Source organism: Arcanobacterium urinimassiliense (assembly GCF_900119495.1).
Classification (GTDB): Bacteria; Actinomycetota; Actinomycetes; order Actinomycetales; family Actinomycetaceae; genus Arcanobacterium_A; species Arcanobacterium_A urinimassiliense.
Genome location: NZ_LT632435.1, coordinates 1,588,313 through 1,614,887, shown reverse-complemented (window position 1 = coordinate 1,614,887; position 26,575 = coordinate 1,588,313). Strand labels below are relative to the sequence as shown.

20 protein-coding genes and 1 pseudogene are annotated in these 26,575 nt (G+C 50.1%); 15 read left to right on the top strand and 6 right to left on the bottom strand.

All coding sequences use genetic code 11. From position 1 onward, the window contains the following. Positions 1 to 309: 309 nt before the first annotated feature. From BQ7117_RS07225 to dhaM, 5 genes are all read left to right on the top strand, one after another. Positions 310 to 1,065 carry a glycerophosphoryl diester phosphodiesterase gene (locus tag BQ7117_RS07225; RefSeq protein WP_073996847.1) on the top strand — a complete coding sequence of 252 codons (756 nt, stop codon included), beginning with the start codon at positions 310 to 312 and terminating at the stop codon, positions 1,063 to 1,065. Positions 1,066 to 1,090: 25 nt separating this feature from the next. Next, positions 1,091 to 2,509: an MFS transporter gene (locus BQ7117_RS07220; RefSeq protein ID WP_084790014.1), complete on the top strand. Its 1,419-nt coding sequence runs from the start codon at positions 1,091 to 1,093 to the stop codon at positions 2,507 to 2,509. A 154-nt stretch (positions 2,510 to 2,663) separates the two neighbouring features. Then, a complete protein-coding gene (gene dhaK / locus BQ7117_RS07215; RefSeq protein WP_073996846.1) occupies positions 2,664 to 3,665 on the top strand; it encodes a dihydroxyacetone kinase subunit DhaK in 1,002 nt (333 codons plus the stop codon). A gap of 1 nt (position 3,666) precedes the next feature. Further along, positions 3,667 to 4,332, top strand: coding sequence for a dihydroxyacetone kinase subunit DhaL (dhaL, locus tag BQ7117_RS07210; RefSeq protein ID WP_073996845.1), 666 nt, complete (start codon positions 3,667 to 3,669; stop codon positions 4,330 to 4,332). 38 nt (positions 4,333 to 4,370) lie between these two features. Continuing rightward, on the top strand, positions 4,371 to 5,147 hold the full coding sequence (dhaM, locus tag BQ7117_RS07205; RefSeq protein WP_084790011.1) for a dihydroxyacetone kinase phosphoryl donor subunit DhaM: 777 nt from the start codon (positions 4,371 to 4,373) through the stop codon (positions 5,145 to 5,147). A 139-nt stretch (positions 5,148 to 5,286) separates the two neighbouring features. On the opposite strand, the gene BQ7117_RS07200 is transcribed toward dhaM, so the two are convergent. From BQ7117_RS07200 to BQ7117_RS07185, 4 genes are all read right to left on the bottom strand, one after another. Further along, positions 5,287 to 6,780: a DUF1846 domain-containing protein gene (locus BQ7117_RS07200; RefSeq protein WP_073996844.1), complete on the bottom strand. Its 1,494-nt coding sequence runs from the start codon at positions 6,778 to 6,780 to the stop codon at positions 5,287 to 5,289. Positions 6,781 to 6,942: 162 nt separating this feature from the next. After that, complete coding sequence (locus tag BQ7117_RS07195; protein ID WP_073996843.1) at positions 6,943 to 7,860, bottom strand: alpha/beta fold hydrolase; 918 nt, start codon at positions 7,858 to 7,860, stop codon at positions 6,943 to 6,945. A gap of 72 nt (positions 7,861 to 7,932) precedes the next feature. Next, positions 7,933 to 9,345 carry a L,D-transpeptidase gene (locus BQ7117_RS07190; protein ID WP_073996842.1) on the bottom strand — a complete coding sequence of 471 codons (1,413 nt, stop codon included), beginning with the start codon at positions 9,343 to 9,345 and terminating at the stop codon, positions 7,933 to 7,935. 78 nt (positions 9,346 to 9,423) lie between these two features. Further along, positions 9,424 to 12,186: a DEAD/DEAH box helicase gene (locus BQ7117_RS07185; protein WP_073996841.1), complete on the bottom strand. Its 2,763-nt coding sequence runs from the start codon at positions 12,184 to 12,186 to the stop codon at positions 9,424 to 9,426. 153 nt (positions 12,187 to 12,339) lie between these two features. Between BQ7117_RS07185 and BQ7117_RS07180 the strand changes: the two genes are divergently transcribed. Genes BQ7117_RS07180 through rsmI form a run of 3 tightly spaced genes read left to right on the top strand, consistent with a single transcriptional unit; the run spans position 12,340 to position 15,649 of the window. Then, positions 12,340 to 13,950, top strand: coding sequence for a succinic semialdehyde dehydrogenase (locus BQ7117_RS07180; protein ID WP_073996840.1), 1,611 nt, complete (start codon positions 12,340 to 12,342; stop codon positions 13,948 to 13,950). An 18-nt stretch (positions 13,951 to 13,968) separates the two neighbouring features. Continuing rightward, positions 13,969 to 14,805, top strand: a complete 837-nt coding sequence (locus BQ7117_RS07175; protein ID WP_073996839.1) for an SDR family oxidoreductase — start codon at positions 13,969 to 13,971, stop codon at positions 14,803 to 14,805. Between the two features lie 25 nt (positions 14,806 to 14,830). Beyond that, positions 14,831 to 15,649, top strand: a complete 819-nt coding sequence (gene rsmI, locus BQ7117_RS07170) for a 16S rRNA (cytidine(1402)-2'-O)-methyltransferase (RefSeq protein WP_073996838.1) — start codon at positions 14,831 to 14,833, stop codon at positions 15,647 to 15,649. Positions 15,650 to 16,172: 523 nt separating this feature from the next. On the opposite strand, the pseudogene BQ7117_RS07935 reads toward rsmI, so the two are convergent. Further along, a pseudogene (locus BQ7117_RS07935) lies at positions 16,173 to 16,754 on the bottom strand (isochorismatase family protein); the annotation flags it as partial. A 111-nt stretch (positions 16,755 to 16,865) separates the two neighbouring features. On the opposite strand from BQ7117_RS07935, the gene metG reads away from it, so the two are divergent. The 3 genes from metG (at position 16,866) to BQ7117_RS07150 (ending at position 20,896) form a co-directional block, all read left to right on the top strand. After that, the gene (metG, locus tag BQ7117_RS07160; protein ID WP_073996836.1) at positions 16,866 to 18,713 is read left to right on the top strand and encodes a methionine--tRNA ligase; all 1,848 of its coding nucleotides are present in this window, start codon (positions 16,866 to 16,868) and stop codon (positions 18,711 to 18,713) included. 6 nt (positions 18,714 to 18,719) lie between these two features. After that, entirely contained in the window at positions 18,720 to 19,664 is a 945-nt protein-coding gene (locus BQ7117_RS07155; RefSeq protein ID WP_073996835.1) for a TatD family hydrolase, read from the top strand. A gap of 107 nt (positions 19,665 to 19,771) precedes the next feature. Beyond that, on the top strand, positions 19,772 to 20,896 hold the full coding sequence (locus BQ7117_RS07150; protein ID WP_073996834.1) for an aggregation-promoting factor C-terminal-like domain-containing protein: 1,125 nt from the start codon (positions 19,772 to 19,774) through the stop codon (positions 20,894 to 20,896). Between the two features lie 113 nt (positions 20,897 to 21,009). On the opposite strand, the gene BQ7117_RS07145 is transcribed toward BQ7117_RS07150, so the two are convergent. Then, entirely contained in the window at positions 21,010 to 22,347 is a 1,338-nt protein-coding gene (locus BQ7117_RS07145) for a DUF5692 family protein (RefSeq protein WP_073996833.1), read from the bottom strand. A 188-nt stretch (positions 22,348 to 22,535) separates the two neighbouring features. Here BQ7117_RS07145 and BQ7117_RS07140 point away from each other — a divergent pair, with 188 nt between their 5' ends. The 4 genes from BQ7117_RS07140 to BQ7117_RS07125 all read left to right on the top strand — a co-directional run bounded on the left by BQ7117_RS07140 (position 22,536) and on the right by BQ7117_RS07125 (position 26,569). After that, positions 22,536 to 23,579 carry a hypothetical protein gene (locus BQ7117_RS07140; protein ID WP_073997044.1) on the top strand — a complete coding sequence of 348 codons (1,044 nt, stop codon included), beginning with the start codon at positions 22,536 to 22,538 and terminating at the stop codon, positions 23,577 to 23,579. Positions 23,580 to 23,582: 3 nt separating this feature from the next. Further along, complete coding sequence (locus tag BQ7117_RS07135; RefSeq protein WP_073996832.1) at positions 23,583 to 24,605, top strand: DUF5692 family protein; 1,023 nt, start codon at positions 23,583 to 23,585, stop codon at positions 24,603 to 24,605. A 117-nt stretch (positions 24,606 to 24,722) separates the two neighbouring features. Next, complete coding sequence (gene rsmA, locus BQ7117_RS07130; protein ID WP_073996831.1) at positions 24,723 to 25,613, top strand: 16S rRNA (adenine(1518)-N(6)/adenine(1519)-N(6))-dimethyltransferase RsmA; 891 nt, start codon at positions 24,723 to 24,725, stop codon at positions 25,611 to 25,613. A 62-nt stretch (positions 25,614 to 25,675) separates the two neighbouring features. Beyond that, positions 25,676 to 26,569 (top strand): 4-(cytidine 5'-diphospho)-2-C-methyl-D-erythritol kinase, encoded by an 894-nt coding sequence (locus BQ7117_RS07125; protein WP_073996830.1) that lies wholly within the window; start codon positions 25,676 to 25,678, stop codon positions 26,567 to 26,569. Positions 26,570 to 26,575: the final 6 nt, after the last annotated feature.

Sequence of the window (26,575 nt, the reverse complement as noted above, 5' to 3'; positions counted from 1 at the left end):
CCCGCCCGCCTGCGCCGTCCCGAGGAGAGATAAAGGGAAGGCGCCTATCGTCCTAGCTGCCAGGAAGGTTTCTTAAAACTTTTTACTGCTGAGAAAGTGAAAGCAGAAAGCCTAGCATATTAAATCAGTATAAATACCGGTGAAAATATGGATAAAATACCTGCTTGGTTTTGCACATATGTGCATTGTAGGAAGAAAGTGTGGAGCTATTTAAGGAATACCTTACTATTAGTAATTGTTGCTGATTTACCGCATAAGCGTGCGAAGAAGTACCGGTGGTAAATCGAGTGAGCAAAGAAAGGAGAGAAAATGGCAGGCTGTACTTTAATGGCACATCGTGGATTGAATACGCTTGCGCCGGAAAACACCATCAGTGCTTTCCAAGCTGCCTTAGATAACGGAATCAACTGGATTGAAACGGATGTGGATGCATTAGGAGATGGCACTCCAATAATCATTCACGATACTTCTTTAGATCGCACTACAAATCGGGCAGGAAGTTACTACGATTTAACTGCGGCAGATTTGCCGAAGTTAGATGCGGGATCGTGGTTTAGTCCGCAATTTGCCGGTGAACCAGTGCCGACTCTGCGGCAATTGATTCAGTTCATGAACGAAAAAGGTCTGAATGCCAATATCGAGATTAAGTCGAATGAGCAAGGCAAAAAAGAGACGCTGCGGCTAATTGACAATATTATTGCGGAGCTGGAGGAGCTCAGCCCCGCTCGCAAGGTCATTATTTCTTCTTTTAATCATGTATTACTGCATATCTTTAAGCAGCGCGCTCCGAAATTGCCAGTTGGCTGCCTCTATGAAACGGTCGCTCTTTATGATGACTGGAAGTCCATGCTGGAATTAGTGGGGGCCGATTACCTGCATCCGGAGGATAACTTCTTGACGGCAGAGCGAGTGAAGGAAATTCATCGAGCTGGCTTTGGTATCAATGCTTGGACGGTAGATGATCTCGGCCGAGCAAATCAACTCGCCAACTGGGGAGTAGATGGAATCATCTCTAATGTGGCCAATACTTTGATGGGTATTACCGGCGCAAAAAGTGAAAAGTAGCTAGCTACAGAATTGGAAAAAATATATGGAAAAACAAAGTAGATTCGCAAAGCTGCCGGTATTTTTACGCCCCGGCCGCATAGGCGGTTTCTTGACGATAGTCATGGCTGGGCAGCTCACCTATTCTGCCTTTGAGGCTTTCAAAGGCTCCCTGATGGTGCCGCTCACCTCCGCCTTAGGAATTGGTATCGACCAGTTCGGTATCCTCATGGGCTGGCTAGGCATAGCAATGTTTCTTTATGTGCCTGGTGGCTGGGTAAATAACCGTTTCACCATTCGCTCTATTCTGATTGCTTGGTCTATGTGGCGGATGGGTACTGCGTTAGTGCTGTATTTAGTGCCAAATCTTGACTTCAATATCATGATTGCCATGGCCATATCCTGGGGAGTCTGGGATGCGATTGGCTGGCCAGCAGTGGTAAACGGCGTTTCCTTCATGTCGCAGGATTCGGATACAAAAGGGCGCGGTTTGGCTATGGGACTCCTGGAGTCGATTCGCCGTGCAGCCGAATTCTTAATGAACCTAATCGTGGTGGGCTTGTTAGCAGCTTTTTCGGAGCATGCCGACACCGTAATGCGTGTTATGGGTCTGTGCTACACCTTGATAATTATTCCGTTGCTTTTCTGCCTGTTGCGCTTTGTGCCGAAGAATGCCACTGCGAAAGGTGAAAAGCCGGGTGAATCCGATAATATTGCCGCTTTGAAGGGTCTGCTGCGAGTACTGCTCATTCCGCGGGTTTGGTTGGCTGGTATTGCCGGACTTTGCGTCTATTGGTGCTACGTAAACCTAATTTACTGCTCTGCTCCGTACCTGATTTTGGTATTTAAAGCTACGCCCGCGCAGGCAGGTGCCTTCGGTATTTTCAACACCGGCTTAGTAGGTATTTTTGCTGGCCTGGTATCTGGCTTAGTGGCTGATTACGTATTTAAGTCTTCTACTCGTATGATGGGCCTGGCGCTCAGCGTGATTGCTCTCGGTGTCGGTCTTATCTACGTGCTGCCTTCCGGAAATATCTGGTTGGCGATGGGGCTGCTGATCGTAATGGCTTTCGGTACTTTCCTAGGGAAATCGGTAATTTTAGCTCCAATTGCAGAGCTGCACTTGCCGGAAGAAATCAACGGTTCGGCAATGGCAGTTGGTTCCCTCTTGGTCTACGCCTCGATTTTCTGGGGCAATCCGACTACCGCCGGTATTGTAGAAGCACATCGCGATAATCCAGAAGTAGGATACAAGATAATCTTCCTTATCACGCTGATTGTGGCACTGGTAGGAGCGATTTGCGCCTTCTTACTGGATAGAATCAATACGCGCATTTTGGCCAAAGAAAATGCGCAGGCTGATACGCCAGCAACTGCTCCGGGTGTGGCAGCAGCAGCTGAAGAGGCGGCCGAAAAGGCAGCAGAAGCTGCAGCAGAAGTAGCTGGCGAAGATAAGGCGGAATAAAATCGCTTTATTGAAAACTAATTAAGCAGATTATCTGCAGGTAAAAGCGGGAGTTTGGGTAGAAACCAGCTCCCGCTTTTGCATCTTTCTCCTCCGCTATCTAAGGTAGTAAAATGTGTGCTACAGCATAGATATTTGAGTACTAGGTAGTCTGATGAAAAAGCTTATTAATGATCCGCATAAGGTAGTTGCTGAGTCCTTAGCTGGATTTGCCAGCGCACATGCTGAAGAAGTGGAAGTAAATCAGCAGCTGCACTATGTATTGAGGAAAGAAAAGAAGGCGCCGGGGAAAGTAGCTCTGGTTTCTGGTGGTGGATCTGGCCACGAACCCCTGCATAGTGGTTTTGTGGGTTACGGGATGTTAGACGCCGCCGTCGCCGGTCCGGTATTTACTTCTCCTACTCCTGATCCAATTTTGGCTGCTACTCAAGCAGTAGACGGCGGGGCGGGTGTGCTCTATATAGTTAAGAACTATACGGGCGACGTGTTGAATTTTGCTACTGCCGCCGAATTGGCTGAAATGGAAGATATTGAAGTAGCTACTGTGATAGTCAATGACGATGTGGCAGTAGAAGATTCTCTCTATACCGCTGGGCGCAGAGGCGTAGCGGGCACCCTGCTAGTAGAGAAAATCGTGGGTGCGGCTAGTGAGGCCGGAGCATCTCTAGCAGAAGTAAAAGATCTGGCCGATGCCGTGATTGCGAATGTGCGTTCGTTAGGTGTAGCACTTCGCGCCTGCACCGTGCCGCACGTGGGGAAACCTTCTTTTGACCTCCCCGCAGGAGAAGTGGAAATTGGGATTGGAATTCATGGCGAGCCAGGGCGGCGGAGAATTCCCTTTACCAATGCCGACGATCTTACTGATCAGTTATTAGATCCTGTCATTGACGATTTGAATTTGCGCGCGGGTGAGCAAGTAATTGCCTTAGTTAATGGGATGGGCGGCACCCCGCTTTCTGAGCTCTATATAGTTTATAGACGCTTAGCGGAGCGTTTGCAGAGCGCGAATATAAAAATAGCAGATTCCTTAGTGGGATCGTATGTCACGAGTCTGGAAATGCAAGGAGTTTCGCTCACTCTACTGCGTGCAGATGCGAAAATGTGCGAGCTGTTCCGGGCGCCGGTGTGCACCCCCGCTTATCGGAAAGGGATGTGAAATGCTGGATGTGAAGTGGGCAAAAGAGTGGTTGCAGCTCAGCGCAAAAATCATAAATGCGCACCGGGATGAGCTTATAGAACTAGATCGAGTAATTGGCGACGGCGACCATGGAGAAAATCTCGATCGCGGTTTTCAAGCTGTAGCAGCTGGGTTAGTGGATTCTACTTTTACCACTCCTGCGGAAGTGTTTAAGTTTGCTGCCCAGACTTTACTTTCTACGGTAGGCGGGGCATCTGGGCCGTTGCTGGGTACCGCCTTTTTACGGGCGGCTAAAGCTGCTAATGCTATGGATTCTCCGCAACTTAGTGCAGCTGATTCTCTGCAGATATTGCAGGCAGCGTTGACGGGAATTCAGGAGCGGGGCAAGGCAGTGCCCGGAGAAAAAACTATGGTAGATGCATGGAGTGCTGCTGTGGATGCGGCGCAAGCAGCTGCGCAGATAGATCCCTGCAAAATATGGGAAGCGGCAGCTGCCGGAGCTGCTAAAGGCGCGGCAGCTACGGCGGATTTGTGCGCCCGGAAAGGGCGTGCTTCTTACTTAGGAGAGCGCTCTATCGGTCATTTAGATCCCGGAGCGGTATCGAGTGCCTATATTTTAGCGGCGGCAGCCCAGGCGGCTCAGGTGGCCCAAGCAGATCAAGCGAATCACGCAAATGCGCATTAGGCGTTAGTGGTGGGTAGGCAGAAGAAAGGATTATTACGGTGAAATCTTCTATCTCAGTTTCTTTAGTTTTAATTTCGCATTCTGCGCAGCTTGCGCAAGGGCTGGCAGATTTAGCTAAACAAATGGCAAATGATGTGGCTATTATTCCGGTAGGCGGCACTGCGGCAGGAGATTTAGGCACAGATTTTTCGCGCTTAGAAGCAGCTGTGAAAGCCCAGCGGCAGAGGGGATTTTCGGTGCTTCTCTTTGCTGATCTCGGCTCAGCTAAACTGAGCGGAGAATCTTTGCTCGATATTCTGGGCGATGAGCAGGTGCAACTCGCGGAAGCTCCGTTTATAGAAGGGGCGGTAGCCGCAGCCGTGGCCGCGCAAGGAGGAAAATCCTTAGCAGAGTGTGCAGAGCAAGCGCGGGAAAGTATCCAAGTTTTTCTACCCGCTAATGCGCTCGCGGCAGAAGTAAAGTTTTCGGCAGAAGCAAAGTCTACTTCAGCTTTCGCGAGCCCGGCGTCGCAGAATTCCCCTGCGGCCGCTGCATCAGTGGCAGGGGCAGACCGCTATGAATTGCGGGCAGTAGTAAAGGATATAGCTGGTATGCACGCCCGCCCTGCCGCCAAAATAGCTGATATGGCTATCGCAGCTGGTGGAGATATTTATATAAACGGAGAAGATGCCGAATCAGCCTTACAGCTTATGAGCTTAGGGATAAAAGGGGGAGAAGAAGTGCTTATTAGTGCCCCTGCTGCCCAGAAAGAAACAGCAGAGAAAATAGCGGCTCTTCTCGCCAATAGCTGGATAATGCCGCCGCCCTGCATCTAGGGTAGATCTTTATATATAGAGTAGTTTTCTATACGCAGGGCAGAGCCTCGTATCCAGATATTTGCTTGAATCTAGAAAATTTTCTTCCCAGTATTTGCGTTTATAAACACTTATAAATGCGTATAAACGCTTATAAATTCTAGCGCCGCCAGTAGAGGCCTTTATTCTGGAACTTCGGCTCAGAGGTAACTAGGCAACCTAGGCTCCGGAAAATTCCCTCATCTACCGATCCTAAAATAGTCGTAGTATGCACATCGCAGCCGCGCAGATTCGCTAGTTGCGCCAGCGCTTTGCGGGCCGCTTCCGAAGTGCCTGCGGATACGGAGAGCGCAATTAATACTTCGTCAGTGTGCAGGCGCGGATTTTTTGAACCGAGATGCTGCGTCTTGAGAGTCTGAATCGGCAAAATAGATTCCGGAGAGAGTAGTTGCAGCGAATCATCGATGCCGGCTAGTTCTTTTAAGGCGTTCAGTAGCATCGCTGCTGAGCATCCCAGAAGCGGGGAAGTCTTACCCGTCACTAGGCGCCCATCGTGCAACTCAATAGCAGAAGCCGGGCCGCCACTCTCCGCGGCCTTTGCCAAGGCGGCCGGGATTACGCGCCGAATATCTACCCCTAATTTCAGCTTGCTCATAATTAGCCGTACTCGCTGCGAAACTGTGGGTTTTGCTCCCGTCAGTTTTTCATCTACTAGGGCATGGTAATAACGGCGGATAATCTCTTGCTCTGCTGCTTCGCGGCAGACGGCGTCATCAGAAATACACATTCCGGCCATATTTACGCCCATATCGGTAGGAGAATGATAGGGAGAAGCTCCAGAAAGTTGAATTAAAAGTGATACCAGCAGTGGGAATACTTCCACATCGCGGTTATAGCTCACTACTTGTTTACCGTAATTGGCCAGATGGAAAGGATCAATTAGGTTCACATCATCTAGATCGGCAGTGGCTGCTTCATAAGCTACATTCACCGGATGGTCGAGCGGCAGGTTCCAAATCGGGAAGGTCTCGAATTTTGCGTATCCGGCCGGAATATTGCGCTGAAAATCGTGGTAAATCTGGGAGAGGCAAGTCGCTAGTTTCCCTGATCCCGGCCCGGGCGCCGTCACCACCACTAAATCGCGGCTGGTTTCGATATAATCATTCTTCCCAAATCCCGCTTCGGATACTACTTGTGCGGCATCGGTCGGGTAGCCGGGAATTGTGTAGTGTAGGTACACGCGCAAGCCGAGATTTTCTAAGCGCTCTTGGAAAGCACGGGCATAGCGCCCTCCGTCTTCATCTGCGCGGGTCAGCACCACACTATTTACTAAGAAGCCGCGTTCCCGAAATGCGTCTACGAGCCGCAAGACGTCGTCACCGTAGGTAATGCCCAAATCGGCGCGCATTTTTTGCCGCTCCAGATCCATCGCATTCACTACGATGACGATTTCCAATTCGTCTTTTATCTGTTCCAGCATCACGATTTTATTATCGGGCGTGAAGCCAGGTAGGACGCGCGCAGCGTGCATATCGTCAAAAAGCTTTCCACCCATTTCTAGGTAGAGCTTTCCGCCGATTGCCGCCCGCCGTTGTGAAATATGCTGCGCCTGTAGCTGAATATATTTTTCTCGGTCAAACCCTATTTTCTGCAAAGCACTGCCCTTCTCTCACCGGCTCTATTGCGCGCCGTCCTAATATTTTCTTTAGCACTCTAACGCATATTTCGGCGTGCTCCGCAGCTTTTTTCGACGGAAATTGCCGTTAAATAGACCACGCTTCTATTTGCAGTATTTAGAGCGTTACTGATTAGAGTATTACTGAGCCGAAGCAGCTTTTTCTACTTCTTTTTGTAGCCAGGCACCTAAATCAGCAAATACTTCCGCGCGATTAATTTCTTGGAAAATCTCGTGCCGAGCTTGCGGATAAATATGTACTTCTTGGTCAGTTTGCCCTGCCTGCTTATAGGCGGCAGCAACTTTCTTTACTACTTTTGCTCCGCCTACCGGATCTACTTCTCCCGAAGCGATATAGAGCGGAAGGTGTACCGGTAGCTGGAAACGCGCGGGCTGAGATACTCGCTTGGTGCCGCGCATCAATTCCCGGAAAAGACCATTGGTGGAGATGTATCCGGAAAGCGGATCGGCAATATAAGCATCCACTACTGCTTCGTCGCGGGTGAGCCATTCTCCGCCGGTGCGCTGGGGGAATCCCTTATTGTAAGGCCCAATGGAGAGATTGTAGAGCAACCCGGCGGTGGCGCGGGGGCGGAAAGCACATATGATATTTGCTAGCACCATGCCAGCTCCACCCAGTAGTTTTGGCCAATCTGCAGTGCCGATAATGGCAGCTCCTGCCAGTCCGTTGGCGAAAGTGGAAAGATAATCGCGCAGTAGCAACGAGCCCATGGAGTGCCCAACGAAGAAATAAGGTTTATCTACGTATTTTTTCTGCGTATAAAGACGTACTGCGTGTAAATCGCCGACGATATCGTTCCAAGAAACTCCGTCTCCAAAATATCCAATTGGCTCTCCTGTGGGGCAAGAGTGGCCATGCCCGCGATGATCAGCTCCTACTACAGTGAATCCTTGTTCATTCAAAAAAGCAGCAAGCCCTTGATAGCGCTCTAAGTATTCGGCCATACCATGAGATATTTGTACTACCCCGCGGCAGTTGGGGACTTCCCATTCGTAATAAGCCAGTTGCGTGCCATTTATATCAAGCATTTTATACATGGATAGTTTCTCCTATACTTTCCAGTGATCCGGCGGCAGTGCCGGGAGCTGCAAATTATCAAAAGAATTCTATCAGTAATGAGTGACTACTACCGTACCGACTGGAGCCCAATTATAAAACCAGCGCGCTTCGCCCAACGGAGTGTTTACGCACCCGTGTGAACCGCCAAATCCCCAGCTTGCCCACCAAGGAGCGCCGTGGATAGCGTAGCCGTGCTTTTCGAAATAGAGAGCGTGCGGTACATTTGGCGTTACATACTTAGTGCCGTCCGGATTTTCGCCGCGCATCGTATCTAAAGGAACTTTCCGAATTACGGAAAAAGTACCTACCACGGTAGGAGTTTCAGATGTTCCAGTCACTACCGTAACCGGCCCACGCACCACGGTAGCTCCTTCGTAAGCAGTCATCTGATAAGTAGAAAGATTTACATCTATCCACTTTTCACCTGGTGCCGCTGCATAGACTAAATTCTCCGCTCCGGGAGCAATGAGCTTTTCTTCCCAGCTACTCGGGGTGGTTTTAGTCTGAAAACTCGCTTTCGTGGGCTTCCCCGCCAATAAATTCTCATTTATGCTTTCGGTAATTTCGCCGATATTAGTCACTTCTATGGCATCTTGCGGCTCATGCCGTACCGATACAACCAGTCCGTTCTCATTTACATAGCGCAGACCTTTGATTTCTTCTCTCACCAAAGGCTGCGAAATCTCAGTGAGCCATTTCGTAATTTCTGCTTTATTTAACTGCGCTTTCTCTTCAGAGAAATCCAACCACAAAACTTTTTCACTCTGCTCCGCGCGGCGCTCGGTATCTCCGATAGTTATCGCCACTTCCGGATCAATTAGCTTAACGCCCTCTGCGAGCACCGACTCTAATTTCTCTTTATTTTGGCTGGGCTGTACTTCTTGGAAGGCAAGCTGCTTCGTAACTTCCCGCTGGGTATTTACTAGTTGCTGGGCAGCTGCGCGAATTTCTGTGGCTGCTACCGTATGACCGGGCTGACCGTCACTCACCACCAGTTCGCCGTCTTGCACCACAATCTGCGGCTCTACCACCGGCTTCGCTTCGGGCTTATCCTGCACCATCTTGGCTATTAGTGCCGCCTGCATCTCGGGGTTTTCTTCCAGCTGGGGAGTTATTTTTTTCCCTACAAAAGGAGCTGTAAAGAAATTCCCCCACTTCTTATTTAAGGAGATTACTTCTTTCCCCACGGCTTTGGGATCTATTTGAAAACCAGTTTCACTCAGATATACGCGCTGCGGATTAATATCGCTGCCGGTGAAGTTAATATGCTTATTCTCAGTATTTTTCTGTAACTGCGTGCTGATTTGCGCCGCCGTTTTTCCGCCTACGGAAATCTCGCCTACTTTTGTGCCAGGCAGAGCGCGATGTCCTAAACCGAAGTAGCAAATATAGGCGATAAACAGTACTAAAAGTACGCCGCCAATACCTGCTGCTGAGATAAGGGCAATTCGTTTTTTTGTCATTTTCATCTCCAAGAATGGATAAACAGAAAAGTACTAGAATACTTTACTTTTCATAGTAGTGCTTTTTTCCGCCTGAATTCAGGAATGTGTGGGGCTTTGTGCGGTAATTCCCAACCGCTGCCGCTCTTTATCTAGTAGTTTTTCTGCTACCGCACTTTCTAATTGGAAAAGTTCCGAAGCGCGCGCTGTATCGGAAATATGAGCAAATTTTTGGAAAAGCGCCGATTTACCCTGCAGAAGCGCAAAGATTTGCTCATCTACTCCCGTTTCGTTAATAAGCCGGTGCACCTGTACAGTTTCCAGCTGCCCCATGCGGTGAGCGCGGGCAATAGCTTGCCATTCGGTGGTGGGCTTCAGCTGTGGTTCACAAATTATGACCACGCTAGCTGCCTGGATATTTAGTCCCACACCTCCGGCCATAATTTGCGCCAATAATACGGCTCCCGGCGGGGCAGCAGAAAAATCATCTACTAGCTGCTGGCGTTGCTGTGGAGATACGCTGCCGGTGAGAGGCCCAAAACTGATGGGAATTTCGTTTTCGAGCCGTTGCAATACGTTTCGGAAATAGGAATAAATAATTATTTTTTTCCCGTTTGCACCCGCTTCGGCGACTATTTCTTGCAGACGCGCTAATTTTCCGGAATCTGTAGAGAGCATGGCGGCCTGCCGCATACTCATAAAATTGCCACTGGCCACGGCTTCGCGATACGCAGCTTCATCTGCCGGCGTCATCTGCAGCCATTCTTCTACTTCCACTAAATCCGGTAATTCCGTGAGCGTATCTTTTTGCGTGCGGCGCAGATAAGCAGGCGCCACTTGCCGGCGGAATTTACGGGGCACCGGAGAAGCAGATATCGCTAAATCAGGGCGTACATAGTGCACTAAAGTGCGGAATTCTTCAATTTTGTTTTCTAAGGGAGTGCCGGAAAGTAATATGGCATATTCGGCGCCGGCGATGAGGTGAGCAGTGCGCAGAGAGCGTTTCGCCACCGGATTTTTTATATAGTGCGCTTCGTCTACGATAGTGCAAGAAATATCTGGTAGTTTTGCGCCTTCTTCTTGTAAAAGCCAGCCTAAAGTTTCATAGGTAGTCAGCGCTATTCCGCCTAATTTTTTCCATTGACGCATGGCATCAGATCTGCCTGATCCGTGTAGTTGATAGCTAGGAATATCTGTTTTAGCTGCTATCTCGCGTAGCCAATTACTTAAAACTGATGCTGGGCAAATCACCAAGAAGTGTTGTTTTCCTTCTTCAAATAAATGAGCTGCCACGGCTAGTGCTTCGATAGTCTTTCCCAGCCCCATTTCGTCGCCCAGTATTACTTTTCGCTGCGCCAGGGCAAAGCGCGCTCCAAAATTTTGATATCCGCGCAGCGGTACCTGCAGATAATCAGTATGTAACTGCAGTGCATTTACTCGCTCTACTATTTCAGCGGGGAGCTCTCCGCGAATTTTTTCTGAATCGGAAGTGAGGATTCCAATCTCAGCCATCTGGGCATAGTAGGAGGCTGGCTGGGAAAGAAAATGTTCCCAAATTTCTGTATCCGATAGGGTGCTCGGCGTGGGCGGCTCCGGATAGGTAGCGGCTAACTGCCGGCATTCCGTGAGAAGTTCAGTAAAGTACTCAGCGGGGCGGGCTCTTCCTATTATCAATAGACGGGAAGCATTATTCCCTAAGTAATAGGCGTGTGGCTTAATACTGGCGGCAAAGCTGAGCGCGCGGGCATGGCCGATATTCTGGCGAGTGTGATACCACGCGTACACCGATTGTAATAACTCAGTGGCAAGGGGAGAGCGTTGCTGCGGGTCGAGACGAATCGGAGTTTCTTCCAAAATAGCGCCGTGCAAAGCTCGTAAAGCGCTTAAAATATGGGAAGCCGAGGATTCGCCGAGCCCAGCAATATTGCTCACTCCCCAGCCTAAATCGGCTACCTGTGCAGCAGTAGTGATTCCCGCTTCTTCTAGGGCAGATATTTTCATGCGCCGCCGGTCTATATCTTGAAGCTGCGCCACGGGGATTTTTTCTAGTTCCTTTTTTACGAATTCTTCTCGCAGGGCATTAGCATTTTTCAGGCATTCCGTTTGCATTTTATTAAGCAAGCGTGCCAGCGCATCTAATTTTTCTACAATTTTCGGCAAATCGGCGAATTCGGTGGCAGGTAGGTTCGCGGCACTAAATTCCGAAGTTTCGCCTGCATCTGCGTTGGTTTCTTTATCTTCAAGTGCCGGAGTTACCGGGCTGCGATCTGCGCGGCTTGGAGAATCTAGACCTGGGCGCATTGGAGAATTTTCGGCGCTTAAAGTGAGCAAAGGTATGAGCCCGTACTGCTCCGAAAGAGCCGAGGTGAGAGTGGCTTCTGGGCGGGCAGCGCAGGCTTGAGCTAGCTCGCTCATATGAGCAGAGAAATCTAGTGCTTTTCCTCGTTCATACAGTGCCATCAGCTGATCGGCAGCCGCTTCGGCTTGGGCGCGCACATGTGGATTGAGGATAGAGTTTTGCTCTTCCGCTAAGGCTTCACAATTGCGGTAAGCGGAGATTCCTTTACGCTGTAAATCCTGTAAAAATTGCCGCATCTCCGGGGAGATTGGGGGCAGATTGAAAGCACGCGCTCGTGCTTCTAATAAAAGCGGAGCCGAATCCGGTAACGGTAGTAGTGTCCAGCGGGGGCGGGAATGAGGGAGATGCAAAGCCGTTTCTAGTAGTTTTTTCCCAGCTAAGCGGCTTTCGCGGTGAATTTGTGCCAGTAAATTTCCCTGCTGACGCATGGCGCGTAGCCAGGCAGAAAATTCGCGGCGGGCGGCGCGAAACTGAGCTAGTGTATAAGAATTATTAGTGACCATTACCTGAGATTCAATAATAAATTTCGCTTTGGTAGACTACTATTCACAGCATAACCCGTATAAGAAGAACTTATTATCCGCCGACTGTGAAATTCCTCAGGTAATTTTTCGCAAAAGCGAGATATAAATACGAATTGGGAGCACAATATAACTATGAGTGAAACTTCGAGTATTAATAATAGTAAATTTGCCAAGTTGGACGAGCAAGGGCGCCGTTCACTGAATAAATTAGTACCTGATCCGGTCGCCGTCTGTGCTACTGGCAGCAAGGGAAATGAAACTATGGTAGCGAAATACGCTGCCCTTACCCAGTCTGTAATTGGAGAACTTCCGCAAGTGAAAGCGGAAGATATTCCAGAAATTTTTGAGCGGGCGCGCACTGCGGCAAAGGCCTGGCAAGAAACCACTTTTGCAGAGCGGAGTGCTCTGGTGCGGCGTTTTGCGCGCATCGTACTAGATGAGCAAGACGCTATCTTGGATGTAATCCAGTGGGAAAACGGAAAGAATCGTGCGTCGGCTTTTGAAGAGTATTACGACGTAATCAATAATTCTCTTTACTATGCGCGCCGGGCTGAGAAATTCTTAAAGCCGCGGAACGTGCTGGGTGCCGTGCCCGGTATGACTTTCACAAAAGTACAGTATCTACCGCTTGGGGTAGTAGGTGTAATCACCCCGTGGAATTACCCCTTCAACCTCTCGATTTCTGATGCTATTCCGGCGTTAATGGCCGGTAACGCCATTGTGCTGAAGCCAGATTCCCAGACTCCTTACTGCGCACTAGTGGTGCGTTCACTTCTTACCCGGGCTGGATTCCCCGCCGATCTCTTCCAAGTAGTTATCGGCACCGGGCGGGAAATCGGTAATCCGCTAATCGATAATTCGGATTACATGATGTTTACCGGCTCTACGGCGACTGGCCGCAGCATTGCGAAGCGCTCGGGCGAAAATCTCATCGGTTTCTCTGCGGAAATGGGTGGAAAGAATCCGATGATTATACGGGCGGATGCACCGCTTCCGCGCGCAGCTAAAGGGGCAGCGAAAGCCTGCTTCTCTTCTTCAGGTCAGCTGTGCATTTCCGTAGAACGGATGTTTATTCACAAAGATATTTGGGATGAATTTGTGCCGGCTTTTGTGGCCGCAGCGAATGCGATTAAGTTGGACGCTGCGATGGACTGGAAGTCGGATATGGGGCCGCTTATTAGCGATGCGCAGCTGACGAAAGTGCAAGAGCATATTAAAGATGCACTCGACAAGGGAGCTACTTTACTCGCTGGCGGTGAGTTGCGGACTGATATTGCGCCACGCGCTTTCCCACCCACGGTGCTCACCGACGTCACCCCCGATATGCGGGTATTCGCAGAAGAAACTTTCGGGCCAGTGGTATCGCTTTATAAAGTGGATTCGGATGAAGAAGCTTTGGAGAAAGCTAATGCCACTAATTACGGCTTGAACGGTGCAATCTGGTCAAGTGATTTGAAGACGGCACAGAAGCTCGCAAAGCGTTTACTTACCGGCAGCGTCAATATCAACGATGGCTATGCTGCTACTTGGGGATCTATTGGTGCTCCTACCGGTGGAATTAAAGATTCTGGCTTAGCGGATCGGCACGGACGGGAAGGTATCCTCAAGTATACCGATACCCAGACGGTTGCTACGCAGCACATTATGCATATTGCTGCTCCGAAGTGGCTGGGCGAGAAGAATTGGGCGCGCTTTATGCATGTATTCAGTTCAATACAGCATAAATTGCGTATTTCTCTGTAAAGAAAGAATGAGGTAACTATGTTTATTCGACCCAAAGTTGTGTCGTTTACGGGAGCTACCGTATTAATCACGGGAGGTGCTACCGGTATTGGCCGATTGATGGCCCTGGGAGCTGCTGATCGGGGAGCAAAAGCGGTAATCATTTGGAACCGCAATGCTACTCGTGGGCAAGAAGTAGTGGATGAGCTCAAGGCGGCGCATCCGCATATTAAAGCCAAGCATTACAGCGTGGATGTATCCGATGCGGAATCTGTGCATAGTAATGCGCAAGCAGTGCTGGCAGAGTTCGACCGAGTAGATATTCTCATCAATAACGCCGGAGTGGTGAACGGGAAGCCTGTCTTGGAACTGAGCGAAGAAGAAATTCGCCGCACAGTTGAGGTAAATACCCTTTCTCTTTTCCGCACGGTGCGAGAATTTTTACCGGGAATGCTTCAGCGCGACTATGGGTCGATAGTTACCATTTCTTCTGCAGCCGGCTTAGTGGGGGTTGCGAAACAATCTGACTACAATGTTTCCAAGTTCGGTGCCGTCGGGTTCACGCAGTCTTTGCGAGCGGAACTCCGCAAGCAGCGTTCGAATGTACACACCCTGCTCTATTGCCCCTACTATATTTCCACCGGCATGTTCGATGGAGTTAAGACGAAATTCTCTTGTCTGCTACCGATTCTCAAGCCGCAAGATTGTGCTGATCAGGTACTAGATGCCATTGCGAAAGGCACGCAGATGAAAGTCAATCCGCCTATTGTGCGCCTGGTGCAGATAATGCACGCTTTCCCGGTGCCGATTGTCGATGCGGCTCTAGAGTTTTTCGGTATCCATAAAACGATGGAGGATTTCACGGGTCGGCAATAAAGTAATTGCTACTCAGTGATTATTTATGATTACTCTTGCTGCTACTCCGCTAGGGAACGATGACGACGCTTCCCCGCGGCTGCGCCGAGCTCTGCAAGAAGCAGAGTTAATTGCCGCCGAAGATACGCGCCGTCTGCGTTCCCTAGCGCAGCGTTTAGGGATAAAAATATCGGCACAAGTGATTCCTTATCACGACCACAATGAAGAAAAAGTGGCTCCGAAATTAGTGGCTACTGCAGCCGCGGGCACCGATATCTTAATGGTGAGTGATGCAGGAATGCCGGTGGTCTCTGATCCTGGATATCGATTAGTGAAGCTAGCTGCGGCCGCTGGAATTCCGGTGCAAGTGATTCCTGGCCCTTCCGCGGCACTCACCGCGCTGGCTCTCTCTGGCCTGCCTAGTAATCGTTTTACTTTCTTTGGATTTCTCCCGCGGAAAGCGGGGGAGCGCAGCCGGGTATTAAATAGCTTAGCGGCGCTGGATACTACATGGATATTTTTTGAATCTCCGCGGCGGGTAGCGGCCACTCTGGCAGATTTGGCGGCAGCTTTTGGTGAGCAACGCCCGGCTGCTCTCTGCCGGGAATTGACGAAAACACATGAAGAAGTGTGCCGCGGTACTTTAGCAGATCTACAGCAGCGGGCAGCGGTGCAAGAAATTTTAGGGGAAGTTACGCTCGTAGTGGCGGGCTGCCCCGAAAAGGATACGGATATATCAGCTGCGGTGTTGGAAGAAGTGCAAGAGCTGCACGCACTCGGTTTACGCTTAAAAGATGCGGCCAGCTATGTAGCTAAACGCCACAATTTGCGGGCAAATGAGATTTACGAGCGTGCACTTAGATAATTAGTTACGTGCATTGAGATAGCCAACTACGCACACTAAAGTAATCAGTTATCTATTTTCCCGGATTTCCGAGATTGTATTCATCTAAATCAATATCGGAAAAATCAAAATCTTCTTCACTCACTTCTGCAGAAAAATCGATATCTTCATCGAGATCTAGCTCTGCATCGTCAATCCCAAATTCGGAGAAATCGATACCGGCCAAATCTTCTGCCGCCTGTAGCTGATTTAGATTGGAGAGCTCTTCTTCTTCGCCATCGGAAGTGAGCTCTGCATCTGCATCGTCGTCATAATTATCGCGATTATTCACTGCTTCAGTGCCCGGTAGAGGCTGCTGCGGAAGTTCATCATCTTGAAAATCCGCTGCTCCAGCTTCGTCGTGATCCCAATCGGTATCTGCCCAGCGGTCGTCTGAGTAACTTTCCTCTAGATAATCAGAATCGTCTTCCCCCCAAGAATCGGCGCGCCCCCAACTAGTTGGCTCGTCATCCTCATAATCAGCCGGAGAATCGGTATAAGAAGCAAAAGCTTCTGCCGCAGGGAGTAAAGAAATTCCCGCTTTCTGCATTTCGGCGCGTGCAGCTACTCCGAGCTCGGGAGAAGTGGGTACCGTCAAATCGGAAAATACTCGCACCGGCCATCCGGCATCGAGGGCATCGAGCGCAGTTTCTTTTACACAATGAGATTCGGCAATTCCGACTACATCTACACTATCGATATCGTGGATACGCAGCAGTTCTTCTAGTTGCAGCCCTTCTTCGGTGCAGCCTTCGAATCCGGAATAAGCTGCTGAATACTGCCCCTTTTTCACCATATCGTCAACCGGTAAATTAACTATGGCTGGATGGAGCTCGGCTTCGGCACTTCCCGCTACTCCGTGGGGTGGCCAGGTATCTACAAAATCCGGATTATCTGAAAAATGCTTTCCGGGAGATATATGCCAATCTTGGGTAGTGACGATAAGCTCATACTCTGGGGCATAGGTATTTACGAAATCGGCGATACGCTCAGCTACCGCATTTCCCCCGGCTACTCCCAGTGCGCCTCCTTCACAGAAAGTAGGCTGTACATCCACAATAATGAGAGCTCGATTTTCCGTATGCATCGTCTTTCCTTCTATCGAAACTGCCGAAAATATCTATAGTTAAGTTTACGATATTTTTCAGAATTTGCCTTTGGGTTTACCTAGCACTGGTGAAAGTCTTACCCTAGAGGTATGTCGAAAATTTTATCTGCAGTAGCTTGGCCCTATGCGAATGGCCCCCGCCATATTGGCCACGTAGCCGGTTTTGGGGTACCTTCTGATGTATTTTCCCGCTATATGCGCATGGCTGGCCATGAAGTATTAATGGTTTCTGGTACCGACGAGCATGGCACTCCGATTATGGTGGCAGCGGATAAAGACGGAACCTCTCCGCAGGCATTGGCGGATAAAAACAATCGAATTATTGTAGAAGATTTAGTGAATCTGGGGCTCTCCTATGATTTATTTACCCGCACTACCACGCAGAATCACGAAGAGGTAGTACAGCAGCTTTTTATTGGCTGCCGGGAAAATGGTTATATGAAAGTGCAAAAAATGCTCGTAGCTTTCGATCCACGCACGGGGAATACCCTTCCTGATCGCTATATTGAAGGCACTTGCCCCATTTGTGGAGCGGCGGGCGCGCGCGGAGATCAGTGCGATAACTGTGGAAATCAGCTGGATCCGCAGGATTTAATTGACCCGGTGTCGAAGGTATCGGGGCTGCGGCCGGAATTTAAAGAAACTGAACATTATTTCCTCGATTTACCTGCCTTAGCGGATGCCTTGAGTACTTGGTTAGACGAAGTAGAAAAAGCCGGGAAATGGCGCCCGAATGTGATTTCTTTTTCACAGCACTTATTAGAAGATGTGCGCCCGCGGGCGATGACCCGGGATATCACCTGGGGTATTCCGGTGCCCGGTTGGGAAGATCAGCCCCATAAGCGCCTCTACGTCTGGTTCGATGCAGTGATTGGTTATCTCTCCGCCTCGATTGAATGGGCGCGGCGGCGCGAAGAAGCTGGCCAAGGGAGCCGAGAAGACTGGCGGGAATGGTGGAATAATCCCGAGGCGCTTTCCTACTACTTTATGGGGAAAGACAATATAGTTTTCCACTCCCAAATTTGGCCAGCCGAACTACTGGCCTATAACGGAGAAGGAAAATACGGTGGGAGCACCCACGAATTTGGAGTATTGAACTTGCCTACGCAGGTAGTAGCCAGTGAATTCCTGACTATGGAAGGGGAGAAGTTTTCTTCCTCTAAGCAGGTGGTGATTTATGTACGCGATGTGCTGGAGCGCTACGGAGCAGATGCCTTGCGTTACTTCATCTCCATTGCGGGCCCGGAGACTTCTGATGCCGATTTTACTTGGAAAGAATTTGTGCGCCGCAATAATTCTGAATTAGTGGCTGGCTGGGGTAATTTAGTGAGCCGGACGGCGGCAATGGTGGCGAAGAATTTTGGGGAGATTCCCGCGCCTGGTGCTTTAGCGGAAATCGATACGCAACTGTTGCAAGCTATTTCTCAAGGATTTACGCAGGTAGGTGAGTTGATTGCGGAGCATCATCAGCGGGCAGCCCTTATGGAGATAATGCGCCTAGTGGGAGAAGCTAATACCTATATATCGCGCACCGAGCCTTTCAAAATGAAAGATCCGGCGCAGCGGGAGCGTCTAGCTACGGTATTGCATACGCTGGTGCAGGCGGTTGCCGATTTGAATATGATGCTCAGCGTATTTTTGCCGCATTCGGCAAATATGATTGATAAAATCTTGGGCGGCGCCGGCGATATAGCGCCGATGCCGGAGCTAGTGGAGACGCAAGATTTAGATTCCGGTCATCCCTATCCAATCATTACGGGTGATTATCGGAATGTTCCCGCTTGGGAGAGCCGCCCGGTAGTAGTGGGGACGCCAATCTCGAAACCTAAGCCCGTCTTTAAGAAGCTCGATGAAGCCGTGATAGATGAAGAGCTGGAGCGGCTAAGAGCTAGAGAGGCTAGGTGGCGCGCCGGAAAGCTCGGTATAAATATAGAGTGAGAGCAGATGGGGAAGAAAAAACGCAAAGATTTTGTACCGCCGATAGCTGAGAAATTACCAGAGTTAATAGTCGATAATCATACGCATATTGCGGAGCAGCAGATTCCGGCGGCTGGGAAGCAGCAGGCTGTTGATGCGGATGGCGAGTTACTTCCTCCGATCTATCTCGATACGCTTTTAGCGGGGATGGAGGCGGCCGGAGTAGCGGGAGCTATTACCTCTGGATGTGATATTCCTTCTTTGGCTTATACGCGCGCCTTGGCAGAAAAATATCCAAATATTGGGGCGGCGTTAGCGATTCATCCGAATGAGGCGGCGCTGCATGCGGGAGTGGAAGAAGCCTCTCCGGACGGTTTGCAACCAGAGCAGGAAGATTATCATCGAGAGTATTCTCTGGCGGCGGCGATAGAAGTGGTGGCAGAAGCGGCGCAAGCCCCAGAAGTGGTAGCAGTAGGGGAAAGCGGTTTAGATTATTTCCGCACCGGCCCGGGCGGGAAAGCTGCGCAAAAAGAAGCATTTCGGGCGCATATCGCTTTGGCAAAAGAGTTGAACAAACCGCTGCAGATTCACGATAGAGAAGCGCACGCAGATGTAGTGGATATTTTGCGGCGTGACGGAGCTCCAGAGCGCACCGTCTTTCACTGTTTTTCTGGAGATAGAGAACTAGCCGAAATTTGTGCGCGTGCCGGCTGGTATGCTTCTTTTTCTGGAAATGTCACTTATCCGGCAAATGCGGATTTACGGGAGGCTTTTTTCTGCTTACCTACCGAGTTAATTCTGGTAGAAACAGATGCCCCCTATTTGACACCACTTCCTTATCGCGGGCATCCGAATGTGGTGTGGGGAGTGGCTTATACTGCACGTTATTTGGCGGAATGTCGAGGAATAGAGTTGGCGGAGTGGTGTAAAATTCTGCGCGCCAATACGCGCCGGGTCTATGATTTTCTGTAATGTTACCCACCAGACTTTGCAAAGAATAACAATTTGATTACAATTTATGTACGTAAGATAACGGAAAATTATTCTGTTCTAGTCGATTCCAAGTATGGTGATTAATTTTGGGTAGACATAGCGCTCCTGCTTGCCGATCACTTACTCCGGGTAGTATTACTGCGGAGCAGCTGGCAGAGAAGCCGCGGCCAGGTTCTCGCCGGGCTCGGCGCTTAGCACAACAAGCGCAGCAAAAAACGGCGGCCTCGGCATTTTTTCCCGCTAATCCCTATGCGGAATACATGAATGAAAACTTAGTAATTTCCAAGGTAGCAGTGAGCTCTCCGCTTACGGTACGCCGTATCTTTGGGCGCTCGAAACTAGCGGTATTGGGATTAGTAGCAGCTACTTCCGGTTTGACGGTAATGGCGGGTGCGAGTTCGTTAAATAATTTTGCGCCGGCAGATGGCAGCAATTTTCACCTCGGAGCTGCTTCCGCACCTATGATTACGAAAGTAGATTTCACTGTACAGGTAGACGGAAAAACACAAAAAGTAGAAGCTATTGCCGGTACTTCACTGGCAAAAGCTCTTAAAGCAGCAGATATTCTGGTGCAAGAAGCCGATGAAGTATCGCTGCCCCTAGATACGCCGGTAAAAGCGGGTCTAGAAGTAAAAATTGTGCGGATTACTTATAAGACGCTCACCGAAGATTTTACTCAGCCCTTTGAGACGATAGAAAAGTCGGATGCGAATTTACCGGCGGGAGAGCGGGTAGTAGAGCAGCACGGAGTAGATGGCGCTGGCACGCGTACCGTGCGCATTACTTATCGGGATGGCGCCGAAACTGCGCGGGAAGTACAGGCAGAAAGTTACGCGAAAGCCCCCGTGCAGAAGATTGTGCGCGTAGGGGCAGGGCAGGCGGCTGCGCCAGCTTCCGGGCCAGTAGATCCGGGCTCAGCGCGCGCGATTGCGAAGAGTATGCTCGCTTCTTACGGCTGGGGTGAAGACCAGTTTGGCTATTTAGATGCGCTGTGGCAGCGCGAATCGAGATGGAATCACACCGCGAGCAATGCTAGTTCTGGAGCCTATGGTATTCCGCAGGCTCTCCCGGGCAGTAAGATGGCTTCTGCGGGTGCGGATTGGCGCACTAATCCAAGTACCCAAATTAGCTGGGGGCTGGGCTACATTAAAGGTCGTTACGGTTCGCCGGCTGCGGCGTGGGCACATTCTCAGAGCGTGGGTTGGTACTGATAAAGTTTTGCCTAATTGGGCGTATTCACTAGTGTTTAATACTTAAAAATAATGGGGAGCACTGCTTGGCAGTGCTCCCCATCGGTTATCTACATAGAAAAGCGAGAATTTTTCTATTCGGTGGTTTCGTCATCCATCGGTTGGACTCCCTTTTCCACCAGATGTGGATCAGTAGAAAGTGGAGTGCGTGCCTTTGGATAGCGCTTATCCTTCTTCCACCACGGCATATTTCCTACGAAGCCATCGGCCGGCGGTGTCGGGCTCTCCGGCTCGAAGCCTAGCTCTTCTGGCGTTTCCGGAATCATATCGGTGAGGAAGTACTTATCCTTATCGTCACAATGCTCGCGCACTACCTTGCGGAAGCTCTTCATTTCGAAGAAGAGGGCGTTAGTGAGCGGATTGCGCCGAGTGGTGATTATCTTGTAGAGCCAGTAGATAAAGAGCGCCACATTGGATATGAGAGCCGCTAGCGCCGCTACGATATTGGCGGTCGGGTTCATAGTGGCGAAATTCGTCATATACCCCGGTGGTACTAGTAAAGTGGGCAAGATATTGTTGGCGGCAATCCAGAACATCAAGGTGAAGCACCGGAACCAAATCCACTGCCCCTTTGCCCACGTGAAAGCCGGTATGGTACAGGCCAGTAAGAGGGCGAAAGTACAGTACCAAGTGTAATCAGCCAGCGAATTGTAGAGGAAGGCGTGATTCCACAAATCGTAAGCGATGATCCACGGCCAGAGCATATCTACCCAAATCAGCCCCTTGACCTTTTGCTTCGGGTTCGAGGTGACGAAAATCTTGCCGAGTCCGGTAATGGTAACGATATTTAGTACGCCGGCTATGGCCGAGAGGATATTCCAGTATCCGCCGATAGTACGGAAGCCGGTGGCCGGATCGATACCTACATGCGCGGCCGCAAAGTTTTGGGCTACTGCTTGGTACCACTCTGGAGAATGCAATGGAGCGGTGACGCCCCGCGCTTCCGGCAGACCGCCAATCATATCGGCGGCGTGGGTGGCATTTATTTGCTCCAAACAGGTGGGGCTAGCTGCACAGGAGTAGTAGGTGTCAGCTTGGAAGAAGATCGTGATATCACGAATATTAGCTTCCATAATATTTACTGCTAGCCCGATCCAGAGAGCTACTCCGAACCAGATGGCGTAGCGGTGCGCCTTTACGGGATTCCGCTTGCCATATACCAGCAAGAAGCCAGTCATCGTGGCGGTTAGCACCATGATGAAGTATTTTCCGAAGGGGAACCAACCCACGATGGGGATGGCGTATTTAATTGCGTAGGGGATTAAGGCAATTCCGCCTACTGTCCAGAGGGCGAAAATCGTCCAATTCCAGCGGCGGTTTATTTCGGCAATTGCTATCTGCAAAGTGAGTACGAGTACCCAGATTAGATAGACATGCAGGGGACCTATTTCCCAAAATAGTAGAGACTGCATCGTCACTCCTGTGTAAAAAATTGTTTTTTAAAAGAAATTAGATTTCAATTGTGCAAAATATTAGCACAGATATGCTACTATCGGAAGATATCTCAGGGCAAGAGAGAAAAGTTGCAGAAATTGCGGCTATTTGGGCTCTTTTGCAGCGAGAAAAAATTTTATTTCATTACGAGGATAAGGGAGTCTTCATGTCGAAGTCACTTAAAGGTAGGCTAGTTAAAGCTGCTTTAGGCGCAGGAGCTGCTGGTTTAGCAGGAATGTTCACTTTTAGCCAGCTTACCGGAAAAGCCACTAAAGCAGAGCAGGAATGGAAGTATCCGGGCGACGATCTAATCGATGCCAATTATGAAAACGCATACTCCTCTACATATGCTATTACAATTGATGCTCCCGCCTATGCGGTTTGGCGTATATTTAAGCAGATCGGAGCGGAGAAAACGGGTTCTTTCAGCTCGGAATTCCTAGAGCGGACTTTTGCGCGGCTGCCGTTCTTTAATAGCTATGAAATGCAGGAAGAATTCCAGCAGCCAGATTCTATGATGCCCGGAGATATTGCCGCATTTGATTTCCACGGTATGTCGATGGAATGGGCAGATATCGTACCTGGTAAGTACTTAGTACAGTGGGTAGATACCAAGTGCCCGCCGGCAGCTCCCGGCAGCTATGCCTTCCGTTATCCCACTATGAAGCACTTTGCTGCTGCGTGGTGCTTCTACGTAATTCCGTTGCAGGGCGGGCGTACTCGATTGATTAATCACTGGCGGATTGGTTACGAGCCCGATGCTCCGCTACCTAAAGTAATAAATTGGATAAATATTGAATTAATCGGCGGCTGCATGACTCGCCTACAGAATATCTACGTAAAGCGCGTAGCTGAATTCCGGAAGAAGGAGCAGTGGAGCGGCAAGATTATGCGCGGTATATTAGGCGGGCGTTTCTTTAATTCGGAGACTCCGGCTGGCCGCTATGATGGTACTCCGCTCTTTGAAGATACCTATACGCAGTGGTTCCGCTACGGACGGCAAAACCCGGCGGTAAAGGAAATTCGCGAGCCCGTCACCGATGATCCGAATTGGCCACCGACCGGCCCGGATAGTCCTTGGGCAGGCGAAGTAGATGAAGAGTACTTCGTAGGCTGGAAAGAGCCGAAATTCTCTTGGGAAGAGCAAATTCGGCAAAAGATGGAACGCACCTACTTACCTAACTGGGGTAAAGAAGAGGCAGGCGAATAAAGAATGGGAAATATAGTACCTCCTGATTATCCTACTTTTTTCTTCTTCGAACGCGGAGAATGGTGGGATTATGCCATGCTGGTATTTGTAATCGCTGCTTTGGCAGTGACGGCATGGCTAGCACAGCGCAATAAAATTGTGGCAATTATGGTCTTCATAATTATTCCGGTGGGATTGACTATTTTCTGGTGGCCATACTCGACCGCCGGTACTAACTCGGCAGGCTGGTTCCCCATTGCGAAGCAGTATTCTGCTCTCATCGGCAGCCTTTCGCTGGTAGCTTTGCAGTATTTTGGAAAGCTCCGCCGGATGCGTTGGTATCTCTGTATACCGCCGATGCTGCTGGCAGTAAATATCGCTGAAGCAGTGGTGCGCGATTTCCAGTGCTACTTCATTCACGGAGTAGACCCCTCTCAAGGCATGGTCACTTGGGGTGGGCCGTGGAATATCCTTAACGGTATTGCCGGAATCGCAAATCTGCTGGCAATCGCCGGTTGGATGGGTATATTCGTGGCGAAAGATAAGAGCAGAGCCATCGTCTGGGGTGACCTCACGATTTGGTGGATTATCGCCTACGACCTGTGGAACTTCTCCTATGTATACAACTGCCTAGCTGATCGGGCTTGGTACTCCGGCGTAGCGCTGCTACTGGCTTGTACCATCCCCGCCTTTATGAAGCTCGGCCGGGGATCCTGGATTCAGTATCGCGCTTATACGCTCACCTTCTGGTCAGCAGTAGTGCTTACCTTCCCTGCATTTATGCACACCTCGATGTTTGCTCATAGAAGTGCGCATAACCCCACCGCTATGTTGATCGTGGCGATACTTTCCTTCGCCGCCAATATGGCGCTCATAATTTCCCATGTGTACCGGATTGTGAAGCTGAAGCGCAATCCGTTCCGGCAGGAAATTTACTCCGATACCCCAACTTACCAAGCCTGGGTACGCGATTTGGCCACTCCGGAAGATCAAGACCTAATTGCGGCACGCTTGGGTAAGAGTGCAGAAGAGGCTGGATATCGCTAAATATCACTAGATATCTTCGCTTCAGAGCCTGATACAGCTCTGCTGCACTATTATTTCCCCGCCAGCATCTCCTCAGCTGGCGGGGAAAATTTTTCGCGCCCGGGTAGTATATAAAACGTGGAAAATAAGAAGAGTAGCTTATTGGGGCCAGTGCAGATAAGAGAAATAGCGCAGCGGCTGCAAATTCATCCCAGCAAAGCCCGCGGGCAAAATTTTGTGCACTCTGCTACTACTGTGCAGAAAATAGTGCGCGAAGCCGCGGTGCAGCCTGGAGAGAAAATTCTCGAAATCGGCCCCGGGCTTGGCTCTTTGACTTTGGCGCTTTTAGAGGCGGGAGCTCAAGTAGCGGCAGTAGAAATAGATGCGGCACTCGCGCAGGAACTGCCGCGCACGGTTCAAGAATTTCAGCCCGCTGCGGTGCAGCGATTTGGAGTAGTGCAGGCAGACGCGCTGGAAATAGCTGCAGCTACTGATTTACCGCGCCCGCCGGCCAGTGCAGCAGAGGTATTCTTTCCCCAGAAATTAGTAGCAAATTTACCTTATAACTTAGCTGTACCGATTTTGCTCACGCTCCTAGAAAATATCCCTTCTCTCCAAGCTGCCACGGTAATGGTGCAGGCTGAAGTGGCAGAAAGATTGACGGCGCAGCCGGGTTCGCGTATTTATGGAGTGCCTTCGGTAAAATCTGCCTGGTATGGAACGATGCGCCGCGGAAGTAAAATTTCTCGGCAAGTATTCTGGCCCGTCCCCAATGTGGATTCGCTCTTGGTACACTTTCAGCGGCATAACGAGCCGTTACCGGGGGATCGAGCTGAAATTTTTGCCATTATAGAGGCGGCATTTTCCCAGCGGCGGAAAACTCTCCGCGCTGCATTGACGCCATGGGCTGGATCGGCTGCGCGCGCAGAAACTATTATTCGTACGACAGGTTTAGATCCGCGCTGGCGCGGTGAAAAACTGCAAATAGCGGATTTTGCCGCTCTGGCTGCCGCGTCTCACAGTAATTAAATGATAATCACTTTGCTGCCCTGCGCAGTTGTAAAGCGGCACTTTCCCGGTAAAATAGGGGCGTGAAATCTGTATTTGTTTCTGCCCCAGCAAAAGTAAATCTGGCTTTGCGCGTAGGTGCGCGCCGCCCAGATGGATACCACGATCTCGATACTGTCTTTGAAGCAGTAGATATCTTTGACGATTTGCAGGCGGATCTTGCTCCAGATTTACGCCTAGAAATTAGTGGCCTAGGGGAGAATCTCCCAGTAGATGAGAGCAATTTAGTAATAAAAGCGGCACATCTACTACAAAAAGCAACTAATACTCAGCAGGGAGCTCATATAAAAGTACATAAGCGCATTCCCGTGGCTGGGGGAATGGCGGGCGGTTCGGCAGATGCTGCCGCCGCACTCTTAGCGTTAAATACGCTTTGGGATTTAGAGCTGCCAGATTCCCGTTTAGCAGAATTAGCTGGAGAATTAGGCTCAGATGTGCCTTTTGCTTTGCTGGGGGGAATCGCGCGGGGCACTTCCCGCGGGGAGCAGCTCGTATCCATTAAACCAGGAACTTTGCACGGCTGGGTATTTCTCACTTCTGCTACGGGGCTCTCCACCCCCGAAGTGTTTCACTGTTTCGATGAAATGTTCCCAGCGGCAGGAGATCCTTTTGCTACCACTCAACTTTGCCAGGCGCTCACTGGCAGCGATCTTTCCGCTATAGCGCAAGAGATGGTGAACGATTTAGCAGCTCCGGCAGCGGCGCTCCGCGCGGATATTGCCGATATCTGCGCAGAATTAGCAGAATTCCCTGGTAAAACTATTCTCTCGGGCTCCGGCCCCACGATTGCGATTTTCTGCGCCGCGGAAGCGGCAGAATCTCTTGCGCAAGAAATGCAGGAAAAGTTCCCTTCTCGTACCGCTATTGCAGCCATTGGACCAGTAACTGGCGCCCATATTCGCCGAGTAGAAAAATAAGAGGCC

Bases quoted from the DNA above. Each gene is read 5' to 3' on its own strand.
- BQ7117_RS07225 (WP_073996847.1), top strand. From the start codon at position 310: ATGGCAGGCTGTACTTTAATGGCACATCGTGGATTGAATACGCTTGCG.
- BQ7117_RS07220 (WP_084790014.1), top strand. From the start codon at position 1,091: ATGGAAAAACAAAGTAGATTCGCAAAGCTGCCGGTATTTTTACGCCCC.
- dhaK (WP_073996846.1), top strand. From the start codon at position 2,664: ATGAAAAAGCTTATTAATGATCCGCATAAGGTAGTTGCTGAGTCCTTA.
- dhaL (WP_073996845.1), top strand. From the start codon at position 3,667: ATGCTGGATGTGAAGTGGGCAAAAGAGTGGTTGCAGCTCAGCGCAAAA.
- BQ7117_RS07195 (WP_073996843.1), bottom strand. From the start codon at position 7,860: ATGTATAAAATGCTTGATATAAATGGCACGCAACTGGCTTATTACGAA.
- BQ7117_RS07190 (WP_073996842.1), bottom strand. From the start codon at position 9,345: ATGACAAAAAAACGAATTGCCCTTATCTCAGCAGCAGGTATTGGCGGC.
- BQ7117_RS07185 (WP_073996841.1), bottom strand. From the start codon at position 12,186: ATGGTCACTAATAATTCTTATACACTAGCTCAGTTTCGCGCCGCCCGC.
- BQ7117_RS07180 (WP_073996840.1), top strand. From the start codon at position 12,340: ATGAGTGAAACTTCGAGTATTAATAATAGTAAATTTGCCAAGTTGGAC.
- BQ7117_RS07175 (WP_073996839.1), top strand. From the start codon at position 13,969: ATGTTTATTCGACCCAAAGTTGTGTCGTTTACGGGAGCTACCGTATTA.
- rsmI (WP_073996838.1), top strand. From the start codon at position 14,831: ATGATTACTCTTGCTGCTACTCCGCTAGGGAACGATGACGACGCTTCC.
- metG (WP_073996836.1), top strand. From the start codon at position 16,866: ATGTCGAAAATTTTATCTGCAGTAGCTTGGCCCTATGCGAATGGCCCC.
- BQ7117_RS07155 (WP_073996835.1), top strand. From the start codon at position 18,720: ATGGGGAAGAAAAAACGCAAAGATTTTGTACCGCCGATAGCTGAGAAA.
- BQ7117_RS07145 (WP_073996833.1), bottom strand. From the start codon at position 22,347: ATGCAGTCTCTACTATTTTGGGAAATAGGTCCCCTGCATGTCTATCTA.
- BQ7117_RS07140 (WP_073997044.1), top strand. From the start codon at position 22,536: ATGTCGAAGTCACTTAAAGGTAGGCTAGTTAAAGCTGCTTTAGGCGCA.
- BQ7117_RS07135 (WP_073996832.1), top strand. From the start codon at position 23,583: ATGGGAAATATAGTACCTCCTGATTATCCTACTTTTTTCTTCTTCGAA.